This is a genomic window from Brevundimonas sp. (genome assembly GCF_004210735.1).
Lineage (GTDB): Bacteria > Pseudomonadota > Alphaproteobacteria > Caulobacterales > Caulobacteraceae > Brevundimonas.
The window spans coordinates 1-17,008 of sequence record NZ_SDZL01000023.1; the positions used below are offsets into that span (position 1 = coordinate 1).

Annotated in this window: 13 protein-coding genes and 1 pseudogene; 13 read left to right on the plus strand and 1 reads right to left on the minus strand. The window is 69.7% G+C overall.

Going from position 1 to position 17,008, the window contains the following annotated elements:
- Nucleotides 1-402 precede the first annotated feature (402 nt).
- On the minus strand, nucleotides 403-1,977 hold the full coding sequence (locus EON91_RS06815; RefSeq protein WP_292092779.1) for a glycosyl hydrolase family 18 protein: 1,575 nt from the start codon (nucleotides 1,975-1,977) through the stop codon (nucleotides 403-405).
- A gap of 349 nt (nucleotides 1,978-2,326) precedes the next feature.
- On the opposite strand from EON91_RS06815, the gene EON91_RS06820 reads away from it, so the two are divergent.
- From EON91_RS06820 to gspM, 13 genes and pseudogenes are all read left to right on the plus strand, one after another.
- Nucleotides 2,327-3,796, plus strand: a complete 1,470-nt coding sequence (locus tag EON91_RS06820) for a hypothetical protein (RefSeq protein ID WP_292092780.1) — start codon at nucleotides 2,327-2,329, stop codon at nucleotides 3,794-3,796.
- A 97-nt stretch (nucleotides 3,797-3,893) separates the two neighbouring features.
- A complete protein-coding gene (locus EON91_RS06825; RefSeq protein ID WP_292092782.1) occupies nucleotides 3,894-6,545 on the plus strand; it encodes a TonB-dependent receptor in 2,652 nt (883 codons plus the stop codon).
- Between the two features lie 183 nt (nucleotides 6,546-6,728).
- Complete coding sequence (locus tag EON91_RS06830) at nucleotides 6,729-7,619, plus strand: type II secretion system protein N (protein ID WP_292092783.1); 891 nt, start codon at nucleotides 6,729-6,731, stop codon at nucleotides 7,617-7,619.
- On the plus strand, nucleotides 7,619-9,697 hold the full coding sequence (gene gspD, locus EON91_RS06835) for a type II secretion system secretin GspD (protein ID WP_292092784.1): 2,079 nt from the start codon (nucleotides 7,619-7,621) through the stop codon (nucleotides 9,695-9,697). The genes EON91_RS06830 and gspD overlap by 1 nt, the downstream gene beginning before the upstream one ends.
- 4 nt (nucleotides 9,698-9,701) lie before the next feature.
- The gene (gspE, locus tag EON91_RS06840) at nucleotides 9,702-11,201 is read left to right on the plus strand and encodes a type II secretion system ATPase GspE (protein ID WP_292092785.1); all 1,500 of its coding nucleotides are present in this window, start codon (nucleotides 9,702-9,704) and stop codon (nucleotides 11,199-11,201) included.
- Nucleotides 11,201-12,412 carry a type II secretion system inner membrane protein GspF gene (gene gspF / locus EON91_RS06845; RefSeq protein WP_292092786.1) on the plus strand — a complete coding sequence of 404 codons (1,212 nt, stop codon included), beginning with the start codon at nucleotides 11,201-11,203 and terminating at the stop codon, nucleotides 12,410-12,412. The genes gspE and gspF overlap by 1 nt, the downstream gene beginning before the upstream one ends.
- A gap of 128 nt (nucleotides 12,413-12,540) precedes the next feature.
- Nucleotides 12,541-12,960 (plus strand): annotated as a pseudogene (gene gspG, locus EON91_RS06850) (type II secretion system major pseudopilin GspG); the annotation flags it as partial.
- Nucleotides 12,929-13,390, plus strand: a complete 462-nt coding sequence (locus EON91_RS06855; protein ID WP_292092788.1) for a GspH/FimT family pseudopilin — start codon at nucleotides 12,929-12,931, stop codon at nucleotides 13,388-13,390. The pseudogene gspG and the gene EON91_RS06855, both read left to right, overlap by 32 nt.
- Complete coding sequence (gspI, locus tag EON91_RS06860; RefSeq protein ID WP_292092789.1) at nucleotides 13,387-13,749, plus strand: type II secretion system minor pseudopilin GspI; 363 nt, start codon at nucleotides 13,387-13,389, stop codon at nucleotides 13,747-13,749. Before EON91_RS06855 ends, gspI begins: the two co-directional genes overlap by 4 nt.
- Complete coding sequence (gene gspJ / locus EON91_RS06865; protein WP_292092790.1) at nucleotides 13,746-14,336, plus strand: type II secretion system minor pseudopilin GspJ; 591 nt, start codon at nucleotides 13,746-13,748, stop codon at nucleotides 14,334-14,336. Before gspI ends, gspJ begins: the two co-directional genes overlap by 4 nt.
- Nucleotides 14,333-15,325 (plus strand): type II secretion system minor pseudopilin GspK, encoded by a 993-nt coding sequence (gene gspK / locus EON91_RS06870; protein WP_292092791.1) that lies wholly within the window; start codon nucleotides 14,333-14,335, stop codon nucleotides 15,323-15,325. The genes gspJ and gspK overlap by 4 nt, the downstream gene beginning before the upstream one ends.
- Entirely contained in the window at nucleotides 15,322-16,419 is a 1,098-nt protein-coding gene (gene gspL / locus EON91_RS06875) for a type II secretion system protein GspL (RefSeq protein WP_292092793.1), read from the plus strand. The genes gspK and gspL overlap by 4 nt, the downstream gene beginning before the upstream one ends.
- Nucleotides 16,416-16,901 (plus strand): type II secretion system protein GspM, encoded by a 486-nt coding sequence (gspM, locus tag EON91_RS06880; RefSeq protein WP_292092794.1) that lies wholly within the window; start codon nucleotides 16,416-16,418, stop codon nucleotides 16,899-16,901. Before gspL ends, gspM begins: the two co-directional genes overlap by 4 nt.
- Nucleotides 16,902-17,008: the final 107 nt, after the last annotated feature.

A 17,008-nucleotide genomic window follows, 5' to 3' on the forward strand; every position in this document is an offset into this window, starting at 1 on the left:
GCGGCTTCATCCAGGCCGAAGGCGACTTCGGCGAGGTCGAGGGCTTCACCGCCCGCGCCGGGATCAAGTTCAGCTGGTGACACGCAACAGCCCGGCCGCCGCCTGAAAGGGCGGCCGGGACATCAAGACCTCAGGCCCGTCGGAGCGATCCGGCGGGCCTTTGTCATATCCCGGTCAGTTGCAGGAAGGTGGGGCAGGAGGGCGTGCTCCAGACGCGCGCTATCCCTCTTGATCGGCAAGAGAGCCGCAAGCGCTTCGAGCATCCTGCCGAAGCTTCGCCCCCTCGGGATTGCGGCCTCATCCGTCTGGCAGGCCCGCAGCGGTCGTCAGTCCATCAGGTCCAGATACAAGAAAGGCCCACCGGATCGCTCCGGCGGGCCCCTGTTGTTCTGACTTGTCCCGCTATTGCAGGAAGGCCTGTTTGGTCCACTGCAGGGGCGGGTTGGAATGGTCCTGCTGGACGTGGCCGTAGTTGATGGCCCAGACGATCGTGCCGCCCAGACCGGTCTCGCGGACCCACTGGCCCTTGGCGGCGATGGAGCGCTGGTCCTCATAGCTCAGCAGTCCGGCCGGGGCCCGACCGTCCGGCGGCCGGTGACCGGCGCCGCTGTAGACGCGATAGGTCGACTTCGACAGCTCGTGCCAGCGCACGTCACCGGTGTTGAAGTAGCCGTCTTCCAGCAGACGGTTCCAGGCCAAGGCGTTGTCGTCCAGCTGCAGATTGCTGATGTTCTGGTACGGACCCGTCACGCCGGGGTTGTAGTAGATCCCGAAGAAGCCGATGCCGATTCCGAGCCGACTGCGCGGAACCCCGGCCGCGACATATTTCCGAACACTGTAGTCGAGGCTGAACGGGGTGCTGCCGGTTTCACCGAAGATCGGACTGGTGAACCAGGACTGCCAGCCATCGGCGTCATACACGCTGCCGATGCCGTAGCTCATCAGATTGTACTGATCCACAGCGTGGGCGATATCGAGGCGCCACTGTTCGACCGGGACCGCCGGTTCGCCGGTGGTGCCGTCCGGATAGTCGTTGCGGCTGAGACCGTACCCCGGGAAGGTGATCAGAACCGGAGCGTTGGCCCCGCGATATCGGGCGCGGCTGTTGGCCTCGGCCCGAACGTCATGGATCAAGGCGACGAGGCGGCGAAGCGATTCCTCGCCGTCGACGCCCGCGCCGCCATCGGACAGATTGTCCTCCCAGTCGAGGTCCAGGCCGTCGTAATCGTGCTCGACCATATAGTCGACGATGTTGCGCACGAACGTCGGTCGCACCGCGTCGGACGACGAGCGGATGAAGCCCTCGCCGTCGCCCATGCCCCCGAGCATCAACAGCGTCTTGACGCCCGCAGCCCGGGCACGGTCGATCAGATAGTCCTCCTCGGCGATGCCGGGATAGCGAGAGGCGTCGGGGTTGTGGAAATTGCCGGCGGCCTCAATCACGTCCCCGGCCACCTGCGGTACGTCGTCGATCGTGCCGGTGCCGGGCGCGACACGGCCGATCGCCAAGTGCGTCATGGCGGACATGTCGATGGTGTGCGGCGGTTGACCGAAGGTGCCGTCGGTCATGTAGTAGCCCAGGTAATAGGCGGTGACCCACGGCGTGGCGCCGGTCTGGCGCGGGCGCACCGTCACCGTGGCGCGGGCTGTCCGGCTGGTGTCCGCCGACGCCGTGGCCGTGACATGATAGGTCCCCTGCGCCGTCGGGGCGGTATAGAAGCCGCCGGTCGAAATGGTCCCGCCGCCCTGTTCGTCGACGCGCCAGGTGCAGGCGGTGTTGGTCGAACCCGTGACCGCGCAGGTGAAGGCGACGGTTCCCTCGGCCGGCGTCTCGATGGCGTCGGGGGTGATCGTGATCTGGACGTTCTGGGGCGGAGGCGGGGGAGGATCGCCCCCACCGCCATCGCCGCCTCCCCCGCCACAGGCGGAGAGCAGCAGCAGGGCCGACAGGGCCAGGCCGATATATCGAAGGTTCATCTGGGTCTCGGATGTTGGAAGAGGGGCGTCCGCGAGGCGTTCCCTTTCATGATCGCTCGAAACCCCAACCTATGGGGATGCCCAGCGACGGGTTTGAGACGGAAACCGGACGCCGACCATCAACACGTCGCTCCGGGTCGGGACGGCTTTTCATCGAACCGCCGATTCAGTGTCGTGGAAGCGCTTCCCAAACGTCGCAATACGGCGAAGCCACTGTCACGGAGGCCCCCTAGGCAGGCCATCGGGGCAGGCGAGGGGGCCCGCGGCGCAATGCCGCGCGTACTCCGCCGTCCGACATTCTGGTCAGACCCGGTGGAGCACAATGGCCGCGTTCAAAACGAAATCCCTGATGGCGGTAGCCGCCAGCGCCCTTTTCCTCGCTGCATGCGGTGGTGACGGCACGTCCGAACTGCAGACCCCCGGCAATACCGGCGGCAACCCCGGCACGGGCAATCCGAACAACCCCGGCAACCCGGGTAACCCGGGCCAGCCCGGCAACGGCGCCTGCCCGCAGCATCCGAACGTGACGACCGTCACCGTCGGGACGCAGAGCCACTGCCGCGTCTCGGGTGACGTCGTGACGAACCTGACCCTGACCGCCGGTCCGATTTACCAGCTGAACGGCAACGTCAAGGTCGGCCGCGATGTCGGCTTTGACGGTCAGAAGGCCGGCGGCGCCGTCGCTGTCCTGTCGATCGATCCGGGCGTGCGCATCTATGGCGGCACCCGCACCTCGCAGCTGTCGATCCAGCGCGGATCGCGCATTAACGCCCAGGGCACGGCCGCCCAGCCGATCGTGCTGAGCAGCGCCGACGCCATGGGCTTCGCCAGCCTTCTGGGTCTGGTCGGTGCGCGTGATCCGCTGGGCGCGGGCGTTCGCAACGATCCGCACTCGGGCGAATGGGGCGGTCTGCAACTGCTCGGCCGCGGCGTGATCAACAACTGCCCGGCCGCCCCGGCCGTGTGTGAGGCCGAGGCCGAAGGCGGCTCCGGCACCTACGGCGGCAATGTGGCGAACGACAACTCCGGCACCCTGCGCTACGTGCGGGTCGAATACGCTGGCGTCCGCTTCAGCGAAACCAACGAACTGAACTCGATCGCCTTCTGGGGCGCCGGTTCGGGCACCACGGTCGATTTCATCCAGGCCCACAACGGCGGCGATGACACGATCGAGTTCTTCGGCGGTTCGGTGAACGCCAAACACCTGGTCATGACCGGCGCCGACGACGACGCCTTCGACTGGACCTTCGGCTGGAATGGCAAGGTGCAGCACGTGGTCATCGTGCAGAACCCGCTGCAAGCCGCCGGCGACGCGGGTTACGAGGCCGACAACAACGAACTGGGCCACGACATCACGCCGCGTTCGGCCCCGACGATCTCGAACGTGACCCTGGTCGGCAACACCGCCGGGGGCGCGGGCATCCGCCTGCGTCGCGGCACGGCGGGCAAGCTGTACAACCATGTCGTGGCGGGGAATTTCTCGCGCGGCCTGCGGATCGATGATGCGGCCACCTTTGCGCAGGCTGACGCCAATGCGCTGACGTTGACGTCCTTCTACATCTCGGTGGCCAACCCGTTCCACAGCACCCAGGCCGAGGCGGTCTTCACCAAGGACGCCAACAGCCGCACGGGCGTCTCGACCCTGTCGCCGTTCACCGCCGGCGGCTGGGCCTACATCAACGGCGTCAACGAGACGGGCGTGACGGCGGTCAATCCGGCCGCCATCGATCCCTTCTTCGACGCGGCCAACTACGTCGGCGCCGTTCGCGACGCCGGCAGCAACTGGACCGTGGGCTGGACCCGCTGGCTGAACGACTAGGCCTGTCCCTGCATTGAACGACGGGCGGCCAGCGGCCGCCCGTCGTCTCACTTTTTTCGACTTCTTCTTCCGGCGCACGCACCGAAGGATCTCCGAGATGACGCCTACCCGCACGATCGGCCTCGCCGGCCTGCTCGCCAGCACCATCCTGACCGCACCGACCCTGGCCTGGGGCCAGGACGCAGCCCAGATCCCGGTTCAGGCATCGCCCGCCGATCAGGACGCCGTATCGACCCTCGACGACATCGTGGTGCGCGGCCGCTTCGTGCCGGACGTGAAACGCGAAACCTCCGAGGTCGCCAACATCCTGAGCGTCGAGGACATCCAGCGCGCAGGCGACTCCGAGATCGGCGAGGCCTTGGCGCGCGTGACCGGCCTGTCCATCGTCGGCGACGGCTATGTCTATGTGCGCGGCCTCGGTGATCGCTATTCCAGCGTCGTGCTGGACGGTTCGACCCTGCCCAGCCCGGAGCCGCTGAAGCGCGTCGTTCCGCTGGACCTGTTCCCGACCTCGCTGGTGTCGAACGCCCTGATCCAGAAGACCTATTCGGTCCAGTATCCGGGCGAGTTCAGCGGCGGCCTGATCGCCCTGTCGACGCGTGCGGTGCCGAACGAGCGTTTCTTCCAGTTCGGCGCCTCGATCGCGGCCCATTCGGAAACCACCGGCAAGGACGGCCTGTACTGGGATGCGGGTGGCGGCCTGTCGAACATCGGCATCGCCGACAACAGCCTTAACCTGCCCAACATCATCGGCATCGACCCGTCGCTGGAGTCGTTCCAGGGCAACCCGGCCATGCTGCGTGCGGCCGGTCTGTCGCTGCGCAACATCTGGTCGATGGACGCCGACAGCAACCTGCCGGACTTCGGCTTCAACCTGTCGGGCGCCGAGATCATCGACCTGCCGAACGGCGTCCGCCTGGGCGCCTTCCTGGCCGCCGATTATGACTATCAGGTCCGCAATCGCGAGGGCGTCCGCAACTCGTTCGAGGCGGGCGGCGCGCCGGCCGACCGGTTCAGCCCCGGCGCCTGCGCCGACTCCGGCCTGTCCAACGCCGTGGATTGCGGCTCGCGTCGCACCGAACAGCAATACGCCCTCAACGCCCTGGGCGCCTTCGGCATCCAGTTCAACGAGAATCACGAGATCAAGCTGACCACCCTGCTGCTGCGCAAGACCCGCCAGCAGGCCGAGATCGACCGCGGAACCGACATCGACACGCCCTTCGACGTCGTCAGCTTCCAGCGGTTGAACTGGATCGAGCAGCAGATGAACGCCAACCAGCTGTCGGGCAAACACGTCTTCTACATGCCGCTGGCGCTGGATCGGCTGCAGATCGACTGGCGGGGCGCCTATTCGACGGCCAGCCGCGACACGCCCTATCGCCGCGAGTACACTTATGGGCTGGAAAGCGACAACGTCTTCCGCCTGCTGCCGGGCAACGCCTCGAACCGCACCTTCTTCAGCGCGCTGGAGGACGAGAACGTCGAGGCCGGCCTTGACCTGACGCTGAGCGGCGCGGTCGCCGGGCGCGAGGTGACCCTGCGGGCCGGCGGCCTGTATCAGGACCGCCAGCGCGACTTCGCCAGCCGCCGCTACTATTTCTATCAGGCGCCGGGCGTGATCGTGTCGCCGGAGCTGCGCAGCTATGTGCCGGAGATCATCTTCAGCCCCGACAACATCGGCGGCGGCGACGGCGGCTTCACCCTGAACGACATCACCGATCCGTCGGACTTCTTCGACGCGACGATGGAAGTCATGGCCGGCTACGGCTCGGCCGAGGTCCAACTGATGTCCACCCTGCGGGTCACCGCCGGTGTCCGCTACGAAGACTCCTCGCAGCAGGTGAACAGCTTCGTGCCGCGCGGTTTCGCCGGCGAGGGCGACCCGGTTCGGGCCATCCTGGATCAGGACTTCTGGCTGCCGGCCGCGACCGCGACGTGGGAGTTCGCCGACAACATGCAGCTGCGCGCCGGCTATTCGAAGACGATCAACCGCCCCGACCTGCGCGAACTGTCCAACGCCCTGTTCCTGGACGACGACTCCGGCACGCTGGAGCGCGGCAATCCCAACCTGAAGATCGCCGAGATCGAGAACTGGGACCTGCGCTGGGAATGGTATTTCGGCGAGCGCCAGTCGGCCACGATCGGCCTGTTCCACAAGATCTTCGAAAACCCGATCGAACGCACCTATCAGCCGATCGGCGAAGGCTTCGGCCGCTCGTTCCAGAACGCACGCGAGGCGACCCTGTCGGGCGTCGAGGCCGAGATCGACTACACCCTGCCGATGGACCGGTGGGCTCCGACCGTCGGCTGGTTCGAGCAGAACGAACTGTTTGTGGTCGCCAACGTCACCTGGTCGGACTCCGAGGTCACCGCCGACGCCTACACCCGCCGCCTGCAAGGGCAGTCGGAATGGCTGGCCAATCTGCAGTTCGGTTTCGAGAACGAGACGGCGCGCCGCCGGGCCAACCTGCTGATCAACTATCAGGGCGAGCGCATCTCGGACGCCGGCATCATCACCGGCGCCACCCGCCTGCCGGACGTGATGGAGACGCCGCCGGTGCTGGTGGATCTGGTCGCCGCCCAAACCTTCACGGTCGCCGGCCGTGACTATGACGTCAGCTTCAAGGCCGAGAACCTGCTGGGCGAGGAATACCGTCGCTTCCAGACCTTCGCCGACGGCAGCGAGGGCGTGGTCGAGGGGTACAAGCTGGGAACCACCGTCTCACTGGGCCTTTCGACCCGGTTCTGACGGCTTTTGACGGATGCGCCGACGCGGGCTTTGTCCTGCGTCGGTGCAAATGTCATCGCAACGTCGTCGCAACGTCATTGCTCTGTGCGGCTCCTGACATGAGGGGTGCGGTATTGAGCGTGCGTCGCCCCGTTTCCGGGACGGCCGGGGCGTCGAGTGTCGATGAAAAGCGTCGCAGACGGAATGAAATCTCTCCGCGAGGGGGCGGGGCGGCTGGCCTCCGGACGGCTGACCTCCAGACGACTGGCGTCCGGGCGCGGATGGCTGGCGCTTGAACTGACGCTGGTCGCCGTTCTGGCGGTCCAGGGCGCCCGTCTGGTCATGATCTTCGTCGCGGATACGCCCCCGGCTTCGTCCCTCCCGGTCGCGGCCGCGCCCGCCGATCCCGGCGCCTTCGCCCGGTTCGACGCCTTCTTCCGCACCGGAGGGCAGGGTTCGCTGGCCGAGGCCACGGGCGCAGAAGCCAGCCAGATGCGTCTGTACGGCGTGCGCGCCGGCGGCGCCGATGGCGGTTCGGCGATCATCGGCCTATCGGACGGCAAACAGGTTTCGGTCGCCGTGGGCGAGACCGTCCTGCCGGGCCTGATCCTGAAAGCCGTCGCCGCCGACCATGTCGTGCTGGCGCGCGGCGCCTCGCTCAGCCGCCTCATCTTCACCGAAAAGCCTGAGGGCGCGCCCGCTCCGCCGCCGCCGCCGCCCGGTCCGCAAGTGATGGGTCCGTCGACCGCGCCCGCAACGGCGCCCGCGCCGCTCGCCTCCGGTCCGTGGCACAAGGCGGCGCCCCCGACCCCCACGGTCGATCCCACGCAACTGATGGCGCAGGCGTCGCTGCGGCCCCGCCTGCGCGGCGCCCGCATCGACGGCTTCACCGTCGGCGCCCGGGGCGAGGCGCCCCTGCTGCGCTCAACCGGCCTTCAGCCCGGCGACGTCGTGCTGTCCGTCAACGGCACGCCGCTGAACAGTCTGGAGCGGGTCAGCGACCTGCGTCAGGACCTCGCCAACACCGACACCGCCGAGATCCGCTTCGAGCGGAACGGACAGGTGCAGACCACCACCATAAGGACCGGCCGTTGATGCCTTCCGTTCGCCCGCTCGCCGTCGCCCTGGCGGCCCTTGTCGTTGTGCAGGGACCGCTGGCCGCCGCGCCCGTGATGGCCCAGACCGCCGCGCGCCAGACCCTGAACGTCCAGGGCGCCGACATTCGCGCCTTCATTCAGGACGTGGCCCGCACCACCGGCCGCACCTTCATCGTCGACCCGGCCGTCAGCGGCACGGTGACCGTCAGCAGCCAGCGCCCGCTCAGCCAGACCCAGCTGTTCGAGGTCTTCCTGTCGACCCTGCGCGCCAACGGCCTGGTGGTCACGCCGACCGCGTCCGGCGCCTATCGCATCAGCCCGGCCCAGGGCGCCGCCCAGGGCCCCGCCACCGTCGGCGCCGAACGGTTCGCGACCGAGGTCTTCACCCTGCGCCACATCGACGCGACCTCGGCCGCCGAGACCATCCGTCCGCTGGTCGGGGCCCAGGGACAGGTGCTGCCCAACGCCGTCGGCAACAGCGTGGTGGTGGCCGATTTCGCCGACAACCTGGGCCGCATCCGCGCCCTGATCGCGCGCATCGACGTGGATCGGGCGTCGTTCGAGGTCGTCACGCTTCGTCACTCCTCGGCGCGCGAGATCGCCCAGGTGATCGATCAGGTTCTGGCCCCGCCGGGCGGCCAGCCGGGGCAGGGGATGGTGTCGGTGACGCCGGTGCTCAGCTCCAACTCCGTCATCCTGCGCGGCGACCCGCAGGCGGTGGCGCGGGTGCGTGGCCTGATCGACGATCTGGACGGTCGGGCCCTGTCGTCCGACGATGTGAAGGTGGTGTTCCTGGAGCACGCCAACGCCGAGCAGCTTCTGCCGGTTCTGCAACAGCTGGTGGGCCAGCCCATCACTGCGGCCACGGCCAACGCCGCGCCCGCCGCCGGATCGGCTCCGCCCGCCGAGGCCGCGGCGCCGGCCGCCCCGGTTCCGGGGCAAAAGGCCAGCATCGCCCGTTTCGCGGGCGCCAACGCCCTGGTCATCTCGGCCTCGCCCGAGACCCAGCGCATGGTCAGCGAGGTGATCCGCCAGCTGGACGTTCGTCGCCAGCAGGTGCTGATCGAGGCCATCGTGGTCGAACTGTCCGACAATGCGGTCAAGGAGCTTGGCGTCCAGTGGCTGCTGGCCGGCGCCGACGGCAATCCGGTCGGCCTGACCAACTACAGCGACAGCGCCACACCGCTGCTGCCCATCGTCGGCGGCGCGGCGGCGAACGATCTGGACGAGGATGACCCCCTGCGCGACACCCTGCGCCGCGCGGCGGTCAACAGCCTGCTGGGCGCCAATGGCTTCATCGGCGGCGGTGGCGGTCGCATCGGCGACGGCCTGTTCGGCTTCATCATCAACGCGGCCAAGACGGACCAGGCCTCGAACCTGTTGCAGACCCCGTCGCTGATGACGCTGGATAACGAGGAAGCCACCATCCTGGTCGGCCAGGAAGTGCCGATCACGACCGGCGAGACCCTGCTGGACGGCAACTCCAACCCCTTCCGCACGACCCAGCGTCAGGACATCGGCGTCAAGCTGAAGATCAAACCCCAGATCAACGCCGGCGGTTCGATCACCCTTGAACTGCGTCAGGAGGTCAGCAGCATCAACGGCGTCCTGACCGCCAACGCCTCGGACCTGGTGCTGAACAAGCGCGAGCTGGAGACGACGCTGATCCTGGACGACGGCGACATCGCCGTGGCCGGCGGTCTGCTGGACCAGAACGAGCGTCTGGCCGTCGACAAGGTGCCGGGCCTGGGCGACATCCCCGGCGTCGGCGCCCTTTTCCGCTCGACCAGCCGCCAGCGCGGCCGCACCAATCTGATGGTGTTCATCCGCCCCACCATCGTGCGCACGGCGGGCGACGCCCAGCGGGTCAGCGCCGACCGCTGGGGCTATATGCGGGACGAGCAACTGCGCGTCCGTCCGGAGGAGGAGCCCAGCCTGGACGCCATGCTGCGCGATTATATGCGGACCCAGCCGCCCGCCGCCCCGTCGGCCCTCGACGCGCCGCCGCCGGGCCCGGTCGCCGCCGCCGCTCCGGTCGCGGGCGCACCGCTGGCCCCGGCGACTGACCAGCCCTGATCGCATGATCACCCTGGTCAATCCTTCGCTGCCCTATGCCTTCGCCCGCGCGCGCGGGGTGGTGCTGCTCGACCTGACCCAGGACGATCTGGCCGTGGTCGGCCTGCGCGACGGCGCGGACCCTCTGGCGCTGGTCGAGGCGCGCCGCGCGCTGGGCCGTCCGCTGACGATCCAGCGCCTGACCCGGGCCGAGTTCGACCGTCGCCTGTCCGACATCTATGGCGGCGACGGACTGGCGGCGTCCGACGATCTGGACATGCCGTCCGGCCTCGACAGCCTGATCGACGACATGCCCGCGGCGGCCGATCTGCTGGACACGACCGACGACGCGCCGATCATCCGCCTGATCAACGGCGTCATCGCCGAGGCAGTGCGCAACGGCGCCTCGGACATCCATATCGAGCCCTATGAACAGGCGCTGGTGGTGCGGATGCGCATCGACGGCGTGCTGCGTGAGGTGCTGAACCTGAACGCCCGCATCACGCCCCTGCTGGTGTCGCGGGTCAAGGTCATGGCCCGTCTGGACATCGCCGAGAAGCGCGTGCCCCAGGACGGCCGCATCCCCCTGACGCTGGGCGGCAAGACGCTGGACGTGCGCGTTTCGACCCTGCCGTCGCGGGCGGGCGAGCGGGTGGTGCTGCGTATCCTGGACAAGGATCAGGCCGGCCTGTCGCTCGAGGCGCTGGGCATGACGCCCGCCGCCCTGGTCGACTTCCGCGCCGCCCTGGCCGAACCCAACGGCGTCATTCTGGTCACCGGCCCGACCGGCTCGGGCAAGACCACCAGCCTGTATGCCGGACTGGCCCTGCTGAACGACGCCACCCGCAACATCCTGACGGTCGAGGACCCGGTCGAATACGCCATCGACGGCGTCGGCCAGACCCAGGTCAACACCAAGGTCGGCATGACCTTCGCCGCCGGACTGCGCGCCATCCTGCGTCAGGACCCGGACGTGGTCATGGTCGGCGAAATCCGCGATACCGAGACGGCGGCCATCGCTGTTCAGGCCTCGTTGACCGGCCATCTGGTGCTGTCGACCGTCCACACCAACGACGCCACCGGCGCGGTGGTCCGCCTGCGCGACATGGGGGTCGAGCCCTTCCTGCTGGCCTCGACCCTGCGGTTGATCGTGGCCCAGCGGCTGGTGCGGCGGCTGTGTTCCGAGTGCCGGACGGCCGAGCCCGCCGACGCCGCCACCGCCCGTCTGGCGGGCCTGCGCGAAGGCGAGACGGTGTGGCGCCCGCACGGCTGCGCCCACTGCAACCAGTCCGGCTATGTCGGTCGCATGGGCGTCTATGAGGTCGTTCGCGTCGATGACCGCATCCGCCGCCTGATCGCCGCCGACGCGACCGAGAGTGAGCTGGCCGAAATCGCCTTCGCCGAACGCCCGACCCTGTTCCAGTCCGCCCGCGATCTGGTCCGTCAGGGTTTGACCTCGGTCGAGGAGGCGGTCCGCGTGACCCGGCAGGAAACCGCGCCCGAAACCGCCGGGGCCGTCGCCTGATGGCCGTGTTCGACTATGTCGCCGCCGATGCAAAGGGCCGCACCGTTTCCGGCGCCGTCACCGCGACCGACGAGGCCGCCGCCCGCGCCCAGCTGGAACGCCGCCGCCTGCTGCCCTTGCAGGTCGCGCCTTCGCGCGGTGGCGCCGCTCCGTCGGCCGAGGCGACCGGCCGGGCGAAGCTGGGCGGCAAGCAACTGACCCTGATCACCCGCCAGCTGGCGACCCTGGTCGCCGTCACCCCGCTGGAAGAGGCGCTGCGCACCATCGCGCTGCAGGCCGAGCGGCCGAACGTCAAACGCGTGCTGAACGGTGTCCACGCCGGGGTGCTGGAAGGCTATCGCCTGTCCGAGGCCATGCGCCGTCAGGGCGCGGCGTTTCCGCCGCTGTACCGGGCCATGGTCGCGGCGGGCGAGGGCTCGGGCGCCCTGTCGCCGATCCTGTCGCGCCTCGCCGACCTGCTGGAGCGCGAGCAGCAGGTGAAGGGAAAGGTGCTGACCGCCCTCATCTATCCCATCGTCCTGTCCGTCGTGGCGCTGGGCGTCATCGCCGCCCTGATGGTGCTGGTAGTGCCCAAGGTGGTGGATCAGTTCGAGAGCATGAACCAGAGTCTGCCGCTGCTGACCCGCGCGGTCATCGGCCTGTCGGACCTGATGGTCGGCTGGGGCTGGCTGGTGGTGTTGCTGATCGGTCTGGGCGTAGTCGGCGGGGCGGCGGCGCTGCGTAATCCGGGCCTGCGCCTGCGCTTCGACGGCTGGCTGCTGAAGGCGCCGGTGACGGGCCGGCTGACCCGCGACCTGCACGCGGCCCGTATGGCCCGCACCCTGTCCACCATGATCGCCTCGGGCGTGCCGGTGCTGGAAGGGCTGACTATCACCGCCCGCACCGTGCCCAACCGCCGCCTGCGTCAGGCGACCGAGGCCATGGCCGAGGCGGTGCGCGAGGGCGGGGGCCTGTCGGCCGCCATGCGCCGCGCCGACGTCTTCCCGCCGATCCTGGTCCACATGACCGCCTCGGGCGAGGGCTCGGGCAAGCTGGAGCCGATGATGGAACGCGCCGCCGAATATCTGGAACGCGAGTTCGAAACCTTCACCGCCGTGATGCTCAGCCTGCTGGAACCGGCGATCATCGTCGTCATGGGCGGCGTGGTGGCGATGATCGTCCTGTCGATCCTGCTGCCCATCCTTCAGATCAACACCCTGGCCATGGGTTGAATATGAGAGCCGCCATGACCCCAACGACTCCTCATCAAGATGTCGCGCAACGCGCTCAAGCAGCGAGCGGCCGCGCCGCGAGCGATAGCGCCCAAAAATCTCCGCGCCACGCGCGTCGCGCTAGCGGCAAAAGAGATGGCTTCACCCTTGTCGAGCTGATGGTCGTGGTCGTTATCATCGGCCTGCTGGCCACGGTGGTGGCGATCAACGTCCTGCCCAGCCAGGACCGCGCCATGATCGGCAAGGCCAGGGCCGACATCGCCGTGCTGGAGCAGGCGGTCGAGACCTATCGTCTGGACAATCTGACCTTCCCCGACGCCGGGGCCGGGCTGAACGCCCTGGTCGCGGCGCCCGCCGACCTGGCCAATCCGGACCGCTATCGCCACGGCGGCTACATCCGCCGCCTGCCGCAGGACCCGTGGGGCCACCCGTATCAGTATCGCCAGCCCGGCGCGCACGGCGGCCAGTTCGACATCTGGTCCTTCGGCGCCGACGGCCGCGAGGGGGGCGAGGGCAATGACGCCGACATCGGCAACTGGCAGGGCTGATCGGCCCCGGCGCAGGGCCGGCTTCACCCTGGTGGAGCTGATGCTGGTGGTGGCCATCATCGGCCTGGCCGCCGCCGCCGTGGTGCTGACCGCCCCGCCGCCGGGCCAGCCGGTCGGGGTCGAGGCCGAGCGCTTCGCCGCCCGCCTGATCCGCGCGCGCGAAGAGGCGCTGCTGACCAATCGCCCCGTCGCGGTCGAGGTCGACGCCGACGGCTATCGCTTCGCCGCCTTCGACGGCGCGGCGTGGAAACCGCTGTCCGAGGGCCCATTCCGGCCCACCACATGGGACGCCGACACGAAAGTGCAGGCGCCGGCCCGCATCGTCTTCGACGTGATCGGCGCGGCCGATCCGGTCAGCGTCGGCATCACCCGCCCGCGCGGCGCGGCGCGCGTCACCGTGGACGCGGCGGGCGAGGTGCGCCTGTCATGAGCCGCCGCGCCGACCGGTCCGGGTTCAGCCTGCTGGAGCTGCTGGTGGCGCTGGCCGTCTTCAGCCTGGCGGCCGTCGCCCTGTTGAATCTTCAGGGCGAAAGCACGCGCAGTCAGGTCCGGGTCGAGACGCGGACCCTGGCCGGCGTGGTGGCCCAGAATCTGGCGGTCGAGGCCGTCACCGCGCCCCGGCCGCCGTCCGATGGCGAGGGCCGAACCGCGCTGGCCGGCCGCGACTGGCGCTGGTCGCGCAGCGTCGTCGCCACCGACGATCCCGAGATTCTGCGCATCGATATCCGCGTCGCTGACGGCGCCGACCCCGCCGCCCTGCTGACCGTGTTCCGGAGCGCGACGTCATGAAGACGCGCGCCGGTTTCACCCTGGTCGAGGTCCTGATCTCGCTGTTGATCTTCGCCCTGATCGCGGGCGCAGGCGCGGCGCTGCTGGCGGTGGCCAGCGACAACCGGCTGGCGGTCAGGGCGGCGTCCGACCGCACCGCCGACCTGCAACGGCTGCGCGCCCTGCTGGCCGCCGACCTGTCCCAGGCGTCGGGCCGCCGCACCCGCGACGAGCGCGGCGTGCGCGCCTTCACCGCCCTGGCCACGGGGCAGGAGGCGGACGGCGCCCTGCTGCGCCTGACCCGCGCGGGCTGGAGCAATCCCGGCGACGCGCCCCGCGCCTCCATGCAGACCGTCGAATACCGCCTCGTCGAGAACCGTCTGGAGCGCCGCTTCCGCGCCCGGCTGGACGGCGCCCGGTGGGAGACGCCGCAGGTCCTGTACCGCGGCGTCTCGAACGCCCGCGTCGCCTTCATCGACGAGGGACAGGAGCGGCCCGACTGGGTCGGCGGCTCGGACGATCCGCTGCCCGACGCCGTGCGTCTGGACCTGACGCTGGACGGCTATGGCCCCATGACCCAGCTGTTCCTCGTGGGAGCCGGGCGATGAGCGCGCGCCCGGATCGTGGGGATCGCCGGGGCGTCGCGCTGCTGACCGTCCTGCTGCTGGTGGCGGTGGTGGCGGTGATCGCCGTGGCCATTCTGGACGACGTGCGCTTCTCGATCCGCCGCACCACCAACGCCGAGAGCGGCGCACAGGCCCGCTGGTATGCGCTGGGGGCCGAGACCCTGGCCCGCCGCCAGATCGCCCGCTTGAACGACGCCGACGCGGTGCGGACCCCGGTCGATCCGCAATGGAACGGCCGCGTCTTCGCCTTCCCGATCGAGAGCGGGTCGATCCAGGCCGCGATCCGCGACGGCCAGACCTGTTTCAACCTGAACAGCGTGGTCGAGGGGCACGGCGACGTGTTCCAGCGCCGCGCCCTGGGGATCGAGCAGTTCGTCATCCTGGCCCGCACGGTCGGCGTGCCCGAGGGGCAGGGTCGCCAGATCGCCGAGGCGCTGGCCGACTGGATCGACGCGGACGGCGCGCCCGGCCCCGGCGGCGGCGAGGACAGCCTGTACGCCGCCCGGAACCCCGCCTACCGCACCGCCGGAACCTTGCTGGCCGAGGTTAGCGAACTGCGCGCCGTGCGGGGTGTGGATTCCGCCGCCTATGCCCGCCTGCGCCCCTATGTCTGCGCCTTGCCTATCGCCGACCTGTCGCCGGTCAACGTCAACAGCCTGACGCCCGATCTGGCGCCCCTGCTGGTCATGCTGACCGAAGGGCGGCTCAGCCTGCCGGCCGCCCGCCGCGCGATCCAGGCGACGCCGCCGGACGGCTGGAGCGACATCAACGCCTTCTGGGCCCAGCCGGCCCTGCGCACCTTGGATCGCCTGCCCGAGACCTCGGACCAGGTCACGGTCCGCACCCTCTATTTCACCTTCCGCGCTGACGTCGAATTCGGCGGCGCGCGGATCGTTCGCACTTCGCTGCTGGAGCAACGCTCCGACGGCCGGTTGCGCACGGTCGCCCAACGCTGGACACCCGACGAATGAGCCGAACCCGTATCCTGTTGCTGGCCGAGGCGGGCCAGCCCTCGCCCTGGCTGATCGTCGGCGGCGACGGCCATGTGCTGCAACGCGGCCAGCTGGCGCCCGGCGAACGGCTGGAGGGCGAGCCCGTCCGCACTGTCCTGATCGTGCCCGGAACCGACGTTCTGGTCCGCTGGCTGGATCTGCCACGCAAGGGCGACGCCCAGGTCGCCGCCGCCGCCGCTTGGGCGCTGCGGGATGATCTGGCCGTTGATCCCGACCGCGTCGCCGTCGCCCTGGGCGGGCCGGCGACCGAGGGGCAGGGCCGTCTGGTCGCCCTCGCCGCCCGCCCGCTGATCGCCGCCTGGACCGCCTGGGCCGAGGATGTGGGCGCCCCGCCTGTCGCCATCCTGCCCGACAGCCTGATCCCGCCCGAACCCGACGATGACGCCGCCCTCAGCGCCATTCGCTTCGGCCCCCGCACCGCCCTGCGAGGCCGGTCGCTGGCGGTCAGCGGAGAGGCCGAACTGGTGGAGCTTCTGGCTGACGGGCGAGCGGTCGAGCCTGTGACCGAGGCCGAGGCGGTCGAGCGGGCGGTGATCGCCGCCGCCCTGAACCCGGCGGTCAATCTGGCGGGCCCCCGCCGCGCCGCGCCCGCCACGCCTGGCCGTTGGCGACGGTCGGCCGCGCTTGCGGGACTGGTGATCCTGTCGCCGCTGATGGTCATTCTGGCCCAGGCCGGCCATGACGAGATACAGACGCGCCGCCTCGACGCCGCCGCGCGCGCCGCTGTCCGTCAGGCCCTGCCGGACGCGCCCCCGACCGCCGACCCTGCCGCAGAGGTGGCCCGGCGACTGGCCGAGGCGCCGCCTTCCGGCGGTTCAGCCGGCACGGCCGCGCGCCTGTTCGCGGCGCTGGAACGGGTTGATGGCGCTGAACTGGACAGTCTGGTGCTGGATCCCGGCGGACTGCGCATCACCGTCACCTATGCCAACGCTTCCGATCTGGAAGTCCTGAAACAGGCGGCGGCCGGGCAGGGCCTGTCCCTGCGCGACCAGAGCACGGTCGAGGACGGCGACCGCATCGTCAGTGACATGATTGTGGGAGCGGCGACATGAACGTCATCATCAACCCCCTGATCGAGACGTGGCGGGGCCGCACGATGCGCGAGCGGCGGATGCTGGGCGGCCTGGGCCTGCTGCTGGCCCTGTTCGCGGTCTGGTACGGCGTGATTGCGCCCGCCCTGTCATGGCGCGGGGACGCCGCCGACCGGCTGGGTTCGGCCCGAACCCGCGCGGCGGCCGTTCACGACGGCCTTGCCCGACTGAAGGGACAGGCGCCCGGCGCGGTCCTGCCGCTGGGCGATGTCGAGGCCATCGTGCGCCAGACGGCGCAGGAGGCGGGCGTGGTCGTCACCACCCAGGTTGAGGGCGACACCCTGGGCTTTTCGGTCGAAAGCGCGACCTCGGCGGGCCTGTTCGGCTGGCTGCAGACCTTGGAGGGCCAGCACGGCGTCACCGCCACCGCCCTGAACATCGCCGAAAACGCCGACGCCACCCTTCAGGCCCAGGGCGCGCTCCGGGGCGTCCGGCCATCATGACGGCGCTGAAAATCGCGTTATGAATCAAGGGTGACGGCTATTCCGGCGCCGATCGACCGGACGGCTCCCCGGCGTGCGCTACAATGCCGGATGTTCAAGCGCCCGGC

What these genes read in the sequence shown, in the direction of transcription:
- gspE (WP_292092785.1), top strand. Translation starts at nt 9,702, where the DNA reads ATGATCACCCTGGTCAATCCTTCGCTGCCCTATGCCTTCGCCCGCGCG.
- gspJ (WP_292092790.1), top strand. Translation starts at nt 13,746, where the DNA reads ATGAAGACGCGCGCCGGTTTCACCCTGGTCGAGGTCCTGATCTCGCTG.
- EON91_RS06855 (WP_292092788.1), top strand. Translation starts at nt 12,929, where the DNA reads ATGACGCCGACATCGGCAACTGGCAGGGCTGATCGGCCCCGGCGCAGG.
- EON91_RS06830 (WP_292092783.1), top strand. Translation starts at nt 6,729, where the DNA reads ATGAAATCTCTCCGCGAGGGGGCGGGGCGGCTGGCCTCCGGACGGCTG.
- gspL (WP_292092793.1), top strand. Translation starts at nt 15,322, where the DNA reads ATGAGCCGAACCCGTATCCTGTTGCTGGCCGAGGCGGGCCAGCCCTCG.
- gspF (WP_292092786.1), top strand. Translation starts at nt 11,201, where the DNA reads ATGGCCGTGTTCGACTATGTCGCCGCCGATGCAAAGGGCCGCACCGTT.
- gspK (WP_292092791.1), top strand. Translation starts at nt 14,333, where the DNA reads ATGAGCGCGCGCCCGGATCGTGGGGATCGCCGGGGCGTCGCGCTGCTG.
- EON91_RS06825 (WP_292092782.1), top strand. Translation starts at nt 3,894, where the DNA reads ATGACGCCTACCCGCACGATCGGCCTCGCCGGCCTGCTCGCCAGCACC.
- gspI (WP_292092789.1), top strand. Translation starts at nt 13,387, where the DNA reads ATGAGCCGCCGCGCCGACCGGTCCGGGTTCAGCCTGCTGGAGCTGCTG.
- EON91_RS06815 (WP_292092779.1), bottom strand. Translation starts at nt 1,977, where the DNA reads ATGAACCTTCGATATATCGGCCTGGCCCTGTCGGCCCTGCTGCTGCTC.
- gspD (WP_292092784.1), top strand. Translation starts at nt 7,619, where the DNA reads ATGCCTTCCGTTCGCCCGCTCGCCGTCGCCCTGGCGGCCCTTGTCGTT.
- EON91_RS06820 (WP_292092780.1), top strand. Translation starts at nt 2,327, where the DNA reads ATGGCGGTAGCCGCCAGCGCCCTTTTCCTCGCTGCATGCGGTGGTGAC.
- gspM (WP_292092794.1), top strand. Translation starts at nt 16,416, where the DNA reads ATGAACGTCATCATCAACCCCCTGATCGAGACGTGGCGGGGCCGCACG.